Origin of the sequence: Campylobacter sp. BCW_6871, from assembly GCF_001762325.1 — a bacterium.
Classification (GTDB): domain Bacteria; phylum Campylobacterota; class Campylobacteria; order Campylobacterales; family Campylobacteraceae; genus Campylobacter_D; species Campylobacter_D jejuni.
In genome coordinates this window covers 70,666-82,149 of record NZ_MJWQ01000040.1, presented here as the reverse complement: position 1 = coordinate 82,149, position 11,484 = coordinate 70,666, and the positions used below count along the sequence as shown (strand labels likewise).

The 11,484-nt window shown below is 27.8% G+C and carries 15 protein-coding genes and 1 pseudogene; 6 read left to right on the top strand and 10 right to left on the bottom strand.

Translation table 11 applies throughout. The features are described 5' to 3' along the window. The 3 genes and pseudogenes from AJ930_RS04540 to AJ930_RS04530 form a co-directional block, all read left to right on the top strand. Positions 1-255: methyl-accepting chemotaxis protein (locus tag AJ930_RS04540; protein ID WP_032600453.1), on the top strand; the 255-nt coding region annotated here is incomplete at its 5' end. An 80-nt stretch (positions 256-335) separates the two neighbouring features. After that, a complete protein-coding gene (locus AJ930_RS04535) occupies positions 336-1,055 on the top strand; it encodes a class I SAM-dependent methyltransferase (protein WP_070274229.1) in 720 nt (239 codons plus the stop codon). A gap of 55 nt (positions 1,056-1,110) precedes the next feature. After that, positions 1,111-1,325: pseudogene (locus AJ930_RS04530) on the top strand (hypothetical protein). A gap of 30 nt (positions 1,326-1,355) precedes the next feature. Here AJ930_RS04530 and pyrC read toward each other — a convergent pair. The 4 genes from pyrC to eptC are packed head-to-tail and all read right to left on the bottom strand — an operon-like array spanning position 1,356 to position 4,483. After that, positions 1,356-2,363 (bottom strand): dihydroorotase, encoded by a 1,008-nt coding sequence (gene pyrC, locus AJ930_RS04525; protein ID WP_070210155.1) that lies wholly within the window; start codon positions 2,361-2,363, stop codon positions 1,356-1,358. Next, complete coding sequence (locus AJ930_RS04520; protein ID WP_002861043.1) at positions 2,353-2,598, bottom strand: replication/maintenance protein RepL; 246 nt, start codon at positions 2,596-2,598, stop codon at positions 2,353-2,355. The genes pyrC and AJ930_RS04520 overlap by 11 nt, the downstream gene beginning before the upstream one ends. After that, complete coding sequence (locus AJ930_RS04515) at positions 2,595-2,951, bottom strand: diacylglycerol kinase (RefSeq protein WP_070210156.1); 357 nt, start codon at positions 2,949-2,951, stop codon at positions 2,595-2,597. The genes AJ930_RS04520 and AJ930_RS04515 overlap by 4 nt, the downstream gene beginning before the upstream one ends. After that, positions 2,948-4,483, bottom strand: coding sequence for a lipid A/FlgG phosphoethanolamine transferase EptC (gene eptC, locus AJ930_RS04510; RefSeq protein WP_070274902.1), 1,536 nt, complete (start codon positions 4,481-4,483; stop codon positions 2,948-2,950). Before eptC ends, AJ930_RS04515 begins: the two co-directional genes overlap by 4 nt. Before the next feature lie 117 nt (positions 4,484-4,600). Between eptC and AJ930_RS04505 the strand changes: the two genes are divergently transcribed. Beyond that, a complete protein-coding gene (locus tag AJ930_RS04505; RefSeq protein WP_002869154.1) occupies positions 4,601-5,359 on the top strand; it encodes an exodeoxyribonuclease III in 759 nt (252 codons plus the stop codon). 19 nt (positions 5,360-5,378) lie between these two features. Here AJ930_RS04505 and AJ930_RS04500 read toward each other — a convergent pair whose 3' ends face one another. Genes AJ930_RS04500 through moaC form a run of 3 tightly spaced genes read right to left on the bottom strand, consistent with a single transcriptional unit; the run spans position 5,379 to position 7,243 of the window. Beyond that, on the bottom strand, positions 5,379-6,539 hold the full coding sequence (locus tag AJ930_RS04500) for a hypothetical protein (RefSeq protein ID WP_079860869.1): 1,161 nt from the start codon (positions 6,537-6,539) through the stop codon (positions 5,379-5,381). Further along, on the bottom strand, positions 6,529-6,792 hold the full coding sequence (locus tag AJ930_RS04495; protein WP_002870647.1) for an HP0495 family protein: 264 nt from the start codon (positions 6,790-6,792) through the stop codon (positions 6,529-6,531). The genes AJ930_RS04500 and AJ930_RS04495 overlap by 11 nt, the downstream gene beginning before the upstream one ends. Further along, positions 6,770-7,243 (bottom strand): cyclic pyranopterin monophosphate synthase MoaC, encoded by a 474-nt coding sequence (gene moaC, locus AJ930_RS04490; RefSeq protein WP_070274901.1) that lies wholly within the window; start codon positions 7,241-7,243, stop codon positions 6,770-6,772. The genes AJ930_RS04495 and moaC overlap by 23 nt, the downstream gene beginning before the upstream one ends. A 92-nt stretch (positions 7,244-7,335) precedes the next feature. Between moaC and AJ930_RS04485 the strand changes: the two genes are divergently transcribed. Beyond that, positions 7,336-7,491 (top strand): highly acidic protein, encoded by a 156-nt coding sequence (locus AJ930_RS04485; RefSeq protein ID WP_002851965.1) that lies wholly within the window; start codon positions 7,336-7,338, stop codon positions 7,489-7,491. Between the two features lie 63 nt (positions 7,492-7,554). Here AJ930_RS04485 and cheQ read toward each other — a convergent pair whose 3' ends face one another. Then, entirely contained in the window at positions 7,555-8,034 is a 480-nt protein-coding gene (cheQ, locus tag AJ930_RS04480) for a cheVAW transcriptional regulator CheQ (protein ID WP_002854628.1), read from the bottom strand. A gap of 27 nt (positions 8,035-8,061) precedes the next feature. Next, on the bottom strand, positions 8,062-8,919 hold the full coding sequence (cheP, locus tag AJ930_RS04475; protein ID WP_070274900.1) for a cheVAW transcriptional regulator CheP: 858 nt from the start codon (positions 8,917-8,919) through the stop codon (positions 8,062-8,064). Positions 8,920-9,231: 312 nt separating this feature from the next. On the opposite strand from cheP, the gene AJ930_RS10830 reads away from it, so the two are divergent. Next, complete coding sequence (locus AJ930_RS10830) at positions 9,232-11,067, top strand: methyl-accepting chemotaxis protein (protein WP_251820174.1); 1,836 nt, start codon at positions 9,232-9,234, stop codon at positions 11,065-11,067. Positions 11,068-11,120: 53 nt separating this feature from the next. Here AJ930_RS10830 and rplT read toward each other — a convergent pair whose 3' ends face one another. After that, the gene (rplT, locus tag AJ930_RS04460) at positions 11,121-11,474 is read right to left on the bottom strand and encodes a 50S ribosomal protein L20 (protein ID WP_002861032.1); all 354 of its coding nucleotides are present in this window, start codon (positions 11,472-11,474) and stop codon (positions 11,121-11,123) included. Positions 11,475-11,484 lie beyond the last annotated feature (10 nt).

Below are 11,484 nucleotides of genomic sequence, written 5' to 3'. Positions count from 1 at the left end.
CTAGCTGAGAGAACTCAAAAGTCTTTATCTGAAATAGAAGCTAATACTAATTTACTTGTTCAATCTATCAATGATATGGCAGAAAGTATTAAAGAACAAACTGCAGGTATTACTCAAATCAATGATAGCGTAGCACAAATTGATCAAACTACTAAAGATAATGTTGAAATTGCTAATGAATCAGCTATTATTTCTAGTACAGTAAGTGATATAGCTAATAATATCTTAGAAGATGTTAAGAAGAAGAGGTTTTAATTAGTCATTCAAGCCCAAAAAAAGGGCTTGAATTTTAAAAATTTATGCTATGATTTTATATATTTTATCAAGGAAAATATATGAATTTATGGGATAAAAAAGCCAAAACTTACACAAGATATCAAAACACTTTAAATACGATACAAAAGCAAACTTTTGAATATTTCCAAAATTTAAAGATTTCTTTTCAAAATAAAAGCATTATAGATATAGGATGTGGAACTGGAGTTTGGACTTTACACTTAGCTAAAGAAGCTAAAGAAATTTTAGCTCTAGATAGTGCAAATGCTATGCTTGAAATTTTACAAGAAGATGCTAAAAAACTAAATCTTAACAATATAAAATGCGAAAATTTGAGCTTTGAAACTTGGATGCAAAACAATCCTAATGCTAAATTTGATCTTGCATTTTTAAGCATGTCTCCTGCTTTACAAAATGAAAAAGATTATGTAAATTTCTTAAATCTAGCTAAAATAAAAATTTATCTTGGTTGGGCTGATTATAGAAAAAGTGATTTTTTAGATCCGATTTTTAAATATTTTAATACCGAATTCAAAGGTTTTTGTAAAAAAGATTTAGAAAGTTATTTGCTAGAAAAAAATATATTTTTTCATAAGATTGTTTTTGATGAAACACGCAAAGTTCAAAGAACGAAAGAAGAGGCTATAGAAAATGCTCTATGGCATTTAAGTATGAACAAAATCACAGCTTCTAAAGAAACTGTAAGTTCTTTTGTTGAAAATGATATTATTGAAACTATAGAATCTAAAATAAAACTTTTAATTATAAATAACTTATAAAAACATTAAGCTTATATTTATTACAATTTCACCGATTATTTTAAAGGAGTTTTTAATGGTTAAAAATTTAATCATCAAATTTGGACGCTTGATTCTTGATGCAATTGCAGCAATAAGTTTTGTTGTAGCTTTGCTTTATTCTCTTTTTATGATGTTTAGTATTGGATTTCTAGCTGGTTTATTGTCACTAATAGTCAGTTTTATTGCTTTATTTTTAAGCTTCTTTGTGATCTATCTTGTTATAGATATCAGAGATACTCTTGTAAATAAAGCTTAAATTTTCCATCTTAAAGGTGGAAATCAATGTTTTAATTGAAATTTTAAAATTTCTCCGGCCATATAAGGCACGACTTGATTGTATTTATCTTCATAAACATTTGGCACTTGCCATTCTTGTTTTTCTAAAGTGATAATTTTGTCATTTTCAAATTTAAGATTATGGATTTTACAAGCATTATCTGAAATAAATTTTTGTAAATTTATTTCATTTGAATGTTTTTCAAAAAGTTCAACTAATACAGGTAAAATCACTGGGGCGCTAAATACACCTGCGGCACAACCGCAACACTCTTTAGTATCTTTTGGATGAGGCGCACTATCACTTCCAAACATAACTTTTTCATAACCACTAAAAGCAAGTTCGCAAAGGGCTTCTTTATCTTCGTAACGCTTGGCTATAGGCTTACAAAAAAGATGAGGATTCATTTTACCTCCGATAACATCATCTAAAGTGATGATTAAATGATGTAAAGTGATTGTCGCATATAAATTTTCATAATCTTTTAAAAGTTCACATAAAGTTTTAGTGGTAATATGCTCCATAACAATCTTAAGTCGTGGAAAATGTTTGGCTAATTTTTTATAAATTTTAGCAAAATTACTTTCCCTGTCCATTACAAAATCATTTGTTTCACCATGCACTAGCAAAGGAATATTTAAATCACTCATAGCCTCTAAAGTAGGTTTTAAATACTCTATATCAAAACTTGAAACTCCACCATTTGAATTTGTTGTAATTCCTGCTGGATAAAGCTTAATGCCAAAAATTTCATCTTTAGTACTGTAAAGAAATTTCTCATCATAATTTTTAAAAAAAAGTGTCATTAAAGGAGTGAAATTTTCATCTTTACAAGCCTTAATGATACGCATTTTATAAGCTTTTAGATCTTCTAAATTGCAAAGCGGAGGGATTAAATTTGGCATAATCACAGCTGCACAAAAATCTCTTGCACTAAAAGGTGCGATAAGTTCTAACATTTGATTATCTCTTAAATGCAAATGCATATCTAAAGGATTTTTAAGTATCATTTTTATCTCCTATATTTAGCTGATAAAATCCATTCTTAAGGCGCTTAAAAAGCTTTTTTTCTTCTAAAAATTTAAAAGTAGCAATGATAGTGGGTTTGCTTTGATGTAATTTTTCTTCAAGCTCACTAATTTTAATCATAATAAAACCATTTTCATCGGCATTTTCACATAAAAATTTTAACAATTCAAAACGCTTTTTTCCTAAAATTTCTCGTATTAAATTTTCAAATTTCATAAGTAAATGCTATATAAAATAAAGCCCCAAACAAAAAGAGCTAAAAGCACGCTAAAAAACACTGCCGCACTCGCACAATCTTTAGCGATTTTTGCCTTTTCATGCCATTCATTAGTAACTAAATCAACACAAGCTTCAATAGCCGAATTTAAAGCTTCTATAATTAAGATAAGCATTAAAACACTTACCAATAACAAATGTTCCAAAAAACTAACTTTTAAGAAAAAACTAAAAACTATCGCAGGAATAATAATGCAAAGTTCAATTCTAAACGCCATTTCATTTTTAAATAAAGTAAAAATCCCTTCTAAAGCATATCTTGCGTTATTTAAAAAATGATATTTAGGCTTCATGGATTTGCCTTAAGTTTAGGATTTAATAAATCATATTCTGGTTCATAAACACTTGTTTTTACATCAAAATATCCTAAAAGAGTGCTAAAAAGATTATCTTGAGAAAGTTTTAAACCTTTATGTTCTTTAGCTAAATTCACTAATTTTTCATCATTACTCCAAAAAATAGCAGGAATATGAGTTTGATAACTTGGCGCTATAGCATAAGGCATACCATGAAGATAAATATCATTTTCGCCCAAACTTTCACCATGATCTGAAAGATAGAACAAAGAACTTTCATAATCTTTTTGCTCTTTTAATAGTTTTATAATCTCACTTAAAAGATAGTCTGTGTAAAGTAAAGTATTGTCATAAGTATTGATTAAAGCCTTACTATCACATTTTGAAAGTTCATTGGTATCACAAGTTGGAGTAAATTTTTTAAACTCATTTGGATAGCGTTTATAATAAGTTGGCCCGTGAGAACCTTGCAAATGAAGAACTATTATATTTTGATCACTCAAATGATTTAATTTTTCTTTAAAAGGAGTGAGTAAATTTTCATCCAAGTCACTAGAAAGTTTTTGCTTATAAGCTAATCTATCACAAACTCCTTTACAACCACCAGAATTATTATCAAACCATGCAGCATCTACACCTGTTTTATAAAGTATATCCATGGCATTTTCTTGAAATTCTGAACTCGAATAATCTCTACGCTTGGATATAGAAAACATACAAGGTAAACTTACCGCTGTTGCTGTTCCGCATGATGAAAAATTATCAAAAAAGACTACATTATCTTTTTTGGTATAAAAATTGGTATCATTTTTAGTATATCCACCCAAAGAGTAATTTGCCGCTCTAGCGGTTTCACCCACTACCAAAACTAAAAGTTTTTTAGTGTGATTGTTTTCTCTATAAGCATCATTAGCTATAGTTTTAAATTCTGGTTTAGCTTTTACAAAACGAACATAATAGCGATATACGGCATAAAATTGATAAAAAGGAATATTATACATTCTTATTTCATTATAGTTTCTAAAAAAAGGCAAGAAAGTTTTGCTTAAAGGGATTAAAACTACACTAACCACAATCAAACCTGATATTATATTGATAATTTTAATTTTTATATGAAATTTAAAACTACCATAATCAATTTTTACTTTAACAACATAAAAAGCCAACAACAAAGCCAAAACAACAAATAAGATCAATTTTAAATTTAACAAATCTTTTACTTCTTTAATATCTGTTTGAACAACATTTTGTATCATATCAGAGTCTATAAGCACTCCATAAAAACTAATGAAATAAACACTTAAAAAAGATGATATTATAAATAATATAGAAAAAAATTTAGTAAAAAACTTTATAAAAAGTAAAGAGCAAACCACGTGAACAAGGGCAAAATAGGCCACAATAAAAACAAAAGTTATAAACCAATTTTGATTGTTTTTTTCATACACAAACTCAAATAAATTAAAATTTAATATTGCAATCATTAAAGAATTTAAGAAAGTAAACCAAAACCAAGTTAATCTAAGCATATAAATCCCATCTTCAAATTTAAGGTTTTAATTTTATTGAATTTTTTTAAATGGATTGTAGTTTTAAATCTTTTTATGTTATGATTTACACTTTTAATGACAATTTTAAGGAAAAAAATGAAACTACTTTCATGGAATGTCAATGGCTTAAGAGCCATTTGTGATAAAAATGCACTTGATTGGATAGCACAAGAAAAGATTGATTTTATAGGTTTTCAAGAAATCAAAGCACATGAAGATAAATTTCCTAAAAAAATTTATGAATATCCTTTTAAACACATGTATTTTAATTCTGCCAAAAGAGCGGGATATTCTGGGGTAATGAGTCTTTGTAATTTTGATAGCGAAGTAAAAAAATGTGAATTTTTTGATGATGAAGAAGGCAGGGTTTTAGAACACCGCTTTAAAAATATCGCACTTTTTAATATCTATTTTCCAAATGGTCAAAAAGATGAAGAGCGTTTAAATTTTAAGATGAAATTTTATGCAGATTTTTTAGTGTATTTAGATAAGCTTTTAAAGGATGGGTTTGAAATTATCATTTGTGGTGATGTTAATACCGCTCATAAAGAAATCGATCTTACCCATCCAAAAGCCAATGCCAACACTTCAGGTTTTTTACCTATAGAAAGAGCTTGGATCGATGATTTATTAAAACTCGGTTTTATAGATACTTTTAGAGAAATTAATGGCGAAATCAAAGAAAAATACTCGTGGTGGAGCTATAGAATGAAAGCAAGAGAAAGAAATGTAGGCTGGAGGATCGATTATTTTTTCATTTCAAAGGGTTTAAAAGATAAGCTTAAAAACGCTTTCATAAGAGATGATATTTTTGGCTCTGATCACGCACCTGTAGGTATAGAAATAGATATTTAATATCCCAAAAAATGGGATATTATTTTCTAACAAATTTTTTTGCTTTTTCCCAAAGTCTTACACCGAGCTTTTTAGCTTTTTTGGAATTTAAATCTTTGTATTTTTCACTAGCAATTTTTTCTAATTCAAAAATTTCTTGTTTAAAATGATTTAATTTTCTTTGAGTAAGTTTGTTAAAATCATTAATCTTTGGATTTCTCTTAATATCATTTAAAACTAGTATTAGCTGTTCTCTACTTTCACTCGCAAGACGTCTAAATTTAGCAAAAAGATTATCAAGTTCATGTTCTAGCAAATTCTCAACTATACTCTTACAAGGATCATTTTGCAGTTGAATCTCTTTTTTTAAAAGAGCAATAAAATCATCTTCTATACCTATTAGTTCTTTACTTTTTGAACTAACATCTTCTTCAAAATTTGCATAAGTTAATGAAGCTTTAAATTTTTCCATTGCTAAAACAATACCATCTCTTGTACCTTTAATCACACCTAAACAAAGATCTTTTGCATAAGCCATAGATTCATTAGCTATTTCAAAAGCGGTATTTAAAATAATACTTGAAATTTTTAAAATTCTTTCTTTTTCAAAATGAGCTTCACAAATGGCATTATATACGAGATTTTTAGCTATTTCGCTACTTGTAAGTTCTATATCTTCAGCCTTTTCTAATGTGGTTAAAAAAGCACTTTCAGCGGTTTCTTTTAAAATTCCAAGCATTTCTATATCAAATAAAATAGCATCATTTAAACCATCGCTAAATTCATTACAAAAAGAATATTCTTGTAAAATATTCTCAAAATCAAAAAAATTATCACTGATTTGATTTTTAATCAAATTCTTTTGATTTTCAATCTGTTTGTTTAATAATTCAGCTTCGCTAATATACTCATAAAGCGAATTTTGAGCATCTGCAACACTTGCTTTTACTAGAGCCTTAATAACCTTTGAAACATTTTCATCGTCACAAAAATCAAGTTTTTTTAAAATAGTTAAAAATTCAACCAAAAGAGAATTTAAAACTTTTTTTGTTTCATGAGGATTATGTGAAATTTGCTTATATGCAAGATTAAAACTCAAGTCTTCAAGCAAATCTCTTGCTTCATCTTTACCGAGATTTGATAAAGAATTTTCAAAAATAATTAAAGTATTTTTCATTTTTCCTTCTTTCTTAAAGTACAAATTTTGCTTTAGCTTTTAATCTATCAAATATATCCAAACGATCTTTTTTGCTATCAACATAAACATTTAATAAATAACTTTGATATTTTCCGCTCGCACTTGAATTCGAATGTTCAAATTTATATTCTCTTTGACCTAAAATTTCTTGAAAAATTTCACTTGCCTTAACATGCACCTCAAAAATCACCTTATAGTCCCAAAAAGTAGGATAATTGATCTGAGGTTCTTTTTTAAGATCGCACAAATTTACCACTTTTGCCTCCTTCTTTGCTTTCAAGCACTATATCCGTAATCCTCATTGATTTATCTACAGCCTTGATCATATCATATATAGTTAAAAGTCCTATACTAACCCCACTTAAAGCTTCCATTTCAACCCCTGTTTTACCTTCACACTTAACTGTTACAATAAGCTTAAATGCACATTCTTTAACAAATTCCACAATATCAGTTTCAACTTTAGAAAGCATCAAAGGATGGCACATAGGAATAATTTCACTTGTTTTTTTAGCCCCCATTATAGCCGCAACAATAGCTGTTTGAAGAACAGGACCTTTTTTTGCAGTATTATTTTTAATTACATCAAAAGCTTCTTGACTCATATATATCATACCACTAGCTGTAGCTATTCTTGAAGTAATATTTTTATCGCTTACATCTACCATTTTAGGATGATTTTTTTCATCTAAATGACTTAATTTCATAAATTCACCTTTAAAAAAATTATAAAAATTATAGCAAAACCAAACAAATTTAAGATAAAATAAGCTTTGTATTTTTATTTAAGGAGAAAACAATGGCTTATGAAGATGAAGAAGATTTAAATTATGATGATTATGAAAACGAAGATGAAGAATATCCACAAAATCACCATAAAAATTATAATTACGATGATGATGATTATGAATACGATGATGATAACAATGATGATGATTTTTATGAGATGGATTAAAATACAAAATTTTCATCTTTAAATTACAAGCAATGTCTTTTTACAGGGCTTGTAATTTATATCTTAATAATACCCAACGCACATACTCTCAGTGATTTTAATACGCTTTTCAAAAGGAGCTGGGCTAAAAAAATGGCATTTTTCTATATAAATATGCTGATGATAATTTAGCCCTAAAAAATCATAAAATTTTTTTAGATTAACAAATTTAATCCCGCAAATCTCCTTAAGCTCTAAAAGTTTATAAATAGAAGAATTATTTTTTTCCACTAAATGAGAAGGGGCTAATCCAGTAAAAGAACAAAAAGCACTTGCCAATACAAAACCATTTAAACCACTACATTGCCTTAAAGCTTGCTGATGTTTTTCTAAAATGCAATTTCTATGCAAAAATATAATTCTTGTTCCTTGATATCTACCTATTTCTACATTTTTCCAAAATTTATAAGCATTTTTTGAAATTCCAGCAAAACGATGAAATTCAGCGTTTAAAATATAGTGATCTAAAAATTCATTAGGTGGCAAGATTAAACTTTTCATCACTACAATTTAGAGCCTTAAAAAGGCTCTTTAATCTTCTTTGTTTAAATTTTCCTTAGCTTTGCTAGGAAGCTTAGATAAAAGATTGTTTAAATCAAAATTAATTCCTTGAGTTTTTGCCTCTTCAAGTAAAGCAACTGCAGCTTTTACGTTAAATGGAGAAGAACCATCATGCGGAGCAAAAAGATGATCTGTTATTGCTAAAGCATAAGCGGATTTTTTCACTTCTTCACGAGCAGCATGAGGAGTGCGAACAAAACATATGCTTTCAATCAAAACATCATCAAAATTCCAACGATGTAATAAAAATCCCAAAAAAGAAATATGATCTACGCCTAAAAATTCATTCTCCGCTAAAGCAAGATTTTCATTTTTATTTAAAAAAGCTAAAAAATCCTTATCCTTATGATTTTGTATAAGAAAATTTGAAAAAATAACAATTCCAAGCCTTAAAAGCATTGCACAAGGAACTAAAAGATGAGAAAGTTTTTTATCTTCATCATTAAGCCAATTTGTAATAAAAGTTGCCTCTTCATTGCAAGTTTTTAAAAAATTTTGAGTATTTAAACCATAAGGTGAAACATCTATTTTAAAACTATCTCTAATGGAATCAGCCGTAACTATATTGATGATATTACCAACGCCTAATAAAGTAATCACTTGATTTATGGTTGTAATTTCCCTTGTAAAACCATAATAAGGAGAATTTGCTAATTGCAAAAGCTTAGCCGTCATCAATGGATCAGTTGAAATGATTTCAGCAACTTTCATGGTTTCTATATTTGAATTAGCCTCGCTCACATATTTTCTTAACTTACTTACAGTATCGGGTAAAGGTGGCAATACTTCAACGCTTTTTAATAAAAGCTCATTCATATCTCCAATCATATTTGATTTATCCTTGAAGTTAGTATTATTATAATTTATGATTATATCTAAATTTTAATTTACTTATTACATTTTTTGTTACTTTAAGATATAATAAAAATTATAAATACTAAAATTTTATATTATTTTTAATTAACTAACAAATTAAAATAATTTTAACGGAGTTTAATCAATGTTTTTTAATTTTAAAAATAAAAGCTCAGCGCAAAAAGAAGAGAGTAAAAAAGTTTTAGAAGCTCTATTTCTTCAAGAAAATGAACTTGAAGAAAAATTAAAAAAATAAATATCAAGCCAAAGTTAATCATAGGTTTTGTGTCGTATCAACTTAACCTAGCAATCATAGGAAATAAGATTCAAAATTCTATAAATGAACAATGTGATATCATCTTAAGCAGTGCTACTGATTTATTATGCAATCTTGATTCTAACTCAAACATTGAAAACAGCCCTTATAAACAAAATATCCAAGGAATAAGTTTGATGCTTTTTAGCGAAGATATGATAGAAAATCTCTGCACAAATAAAATCAAGCTTTTTAGCAATATAAAAGATTATACAGAAAGAAAAAAACTGATAGAAAAAGAAGTTTTATCTATAAATATACCTTTTGAAGCACACTGCACAAATACTTTGCATTATTTAATTTATGATGGTTTAAGTCAAAGCGAAAGTTCTCTTTTAGAACTTTTATACAAACACAACCCCTATCCTTGTGCTTTAGTAGGAGGTGGATCTAGTGGAAATATGGACTTTAGCGGAACATTTATATTTTATAATGGAGAAATATTAAAAAATCAAGCTTTAAGCATACATGTCCAATTTAAATCTAAATATCGTTTTGATTTAATGAAGTCTCAAAATTTCAATCCTCAAAGCAACATTACCTTTACCATACTTGACGCAAGCTTATATGATAGGACGGTACGTGAATTTATTGATAAAAAAACCTTTCAATCCATCAACGCGGTTGAAGCTTTATGCAATTATTTTAACTGTACTTTTGAAGAACTTAAAAATAAAATGCAAGAATATACTTTTGCTTTAAAAATTGGAGAAGACTATCTTATTTCCCCCATGGAAATCAACCCAGATAAAACATTATTTAGTTATTGTGATATAGAAAGCGCTCAAGAATTAAGCTTGCTTAAAAAAACAAATTTTATTGAAGCCATAAAAAAAGATTACGAAAAATTTTCTTTTAATAAACCAAAACCACTAGGAGCAATTTTTAATGATTGTATCTTAAGAAGACTTCACAACAAAGAACATTTAAATCAAATCCATTTTAATGATTTTCCTATAGTTGGTTTTTCTAGTTTTGGGGAAATTTATGGAGTGGGAATTGCAAAAAGTTTAGTGGCAATATTTTTTTATGAAGTTGAAAATTTTAATGATTTCAAACCTAGATATTTAAAAACTTTCATACAAAAATACAGCGATTTTAAATACTATTATCTTAATATAAGAGCTCAAAAACTAGAAATGACAAATGAGATTAATAAAATAATTTTAAATCAACTCAAACAAAATACATCAGAAATTGATAAAAATACAAGTATATTTAAAGAAATTTTTGAAGAACTTGAAAATATAAGAAGAAGTCTTACAACCATTAGTGAAAGTTTTACCAATTTCACTAACTACCTAGAATACAACCTTTACCAAAGTGAAGAAAAAATGAATTTAGAAAAAGAAGTGCAATCTTCTTTGAAAAATATAGATCAATTAAATAGTATTTTAGATCTTATTTCAGGGATTGCTGAACAAACTAGCCTTTTATCTTTAAATGCAGGTATAGAAGCTGCTAGAGCTGGAAAACTTGGTCGTGGATTTGCAGTTGTAGCTGATGAAGTTAGAAAACTTTCAGAAAATACCCAAATGGGTCTAGGTGAAATGGAAGGAGCCATTAAATTAGTTATTCAGACCATACAATCCATTGCAAAAAGTTCCAATTCTAGTACTCAAGAAATGAATTTTATAAGGGATAAATCCAATGAATTTTCCAAAATCATTTCAAATCTTATAAATTCAGGTAAAGAAATTTCAGATAAATTAAAACAAAGAAGCAATGTCGGCAAAGATTTTGAAAAAAATGTAAATCAACTCAAATGTTATGAAGATGTTCTAGCTAAATTAAATCAATACTAAAAAATTAAGAATTTCAAGAAATCAAAAATCTTGAAATTCTTACACTAAAAAAATTAAAGTGCTTTTTTTACAGCCTCTGCAATTTTTGCAAAAGCAGCAGAATCATTCATAGCTAAATCTGCTAGAATTTTTCTATCAAGTTCAATGCCTGCTTTTTTAAGACCATTGATAAATCTTGAATAACTTAAATCATTAAGCCTACAAGCAGCATTGATACGCACAATCCAAAGACGACGGAAGTCTCTTTTTTTGCGGCGTCTATCACGATAAGCATAGACTAGACTTCTTTCTAATTGTTCTTTTGCTTTTCTAAAATGTTTGCGGCGTCCACTATAAAAACCACGCGCTAATTTTAAAACTTTTTTATGTCTGCGGCGTCTAACAACACCTGTTTTTACTCTTGCCATTTTTATTTCC

Excerpts from the sequence above, each read along its gene's own strand:
- AJ930_RS04535 (WP_070274229.1), top strand. The coding sequence starts at position 336 with ATGAATTTATGGGATAAAAAAGCCAAAACTTACACAAGATATCAAAAC.
- pyrC (WP_070210155.1), bottom strand. The coding sequence starts at position 2,363 with ATGATACTTAAAAATCCTTTAGATATGCATTTGCATTTAAGAGATAAT.
- AJ930_RS04520 (WP_002861043.1), bottom strand. The coding sequence starts at position 2,598 with ATGAAATTTGAAAATTTAATACGAGAAATTTTAGGAAAAAAGCGTTTT.
- AJ930_RS04515 (WP_070210156.1), bottom strand. The coding sequence starts at position 2,951 with ATGAAGCCTAAATATCATTTTTTAAATAACGCAAGATATGCTTTAGAA.
- eptC (WP_070274902.1), bottom strand. The coding sequence starts at position 4,483 with ATGCTTAGATTAACTTGGTTTTGGTTTACTTTCTTAAATTCTTTAATG.
- AJ930_RS04505 (WP_002869154.1), top strand. The coding sequence starts at position 4,601 with ATGAAACTACTTTCATGGAATGTCAATGGCTTAAGAGCCATTTGTGAT.
- moaC (WP_070274901.1), bottom strand. The coding sequence starts at position 7,243 with ATGAAATTAAGTCATTTAGATGAAAAAAATCATCCTAAAATGGTAGAT.
- AJ930_RS04485 (WP_002851965.1), top strand. The coding sequence starts at position 7,336 with ATGGCTTATGAAGATGAAGAAGATTTAAATTATGATGATTATGAAAAC.
- cheP (WP_070274900.1), bottom strand. The coding sequence starts at position 8,919 with ATGATTGGAGATATGAATGAGCTTTTATTAAAAAGCGTTGAAGTATTG.
- rplT (WP_002861032.1), bottom strand. The coding sequence starts at position 11,474 with ATGGCAAGAGTAAAAACAGGTGTTGTTAGACGCCGCAGACATAAAAAA.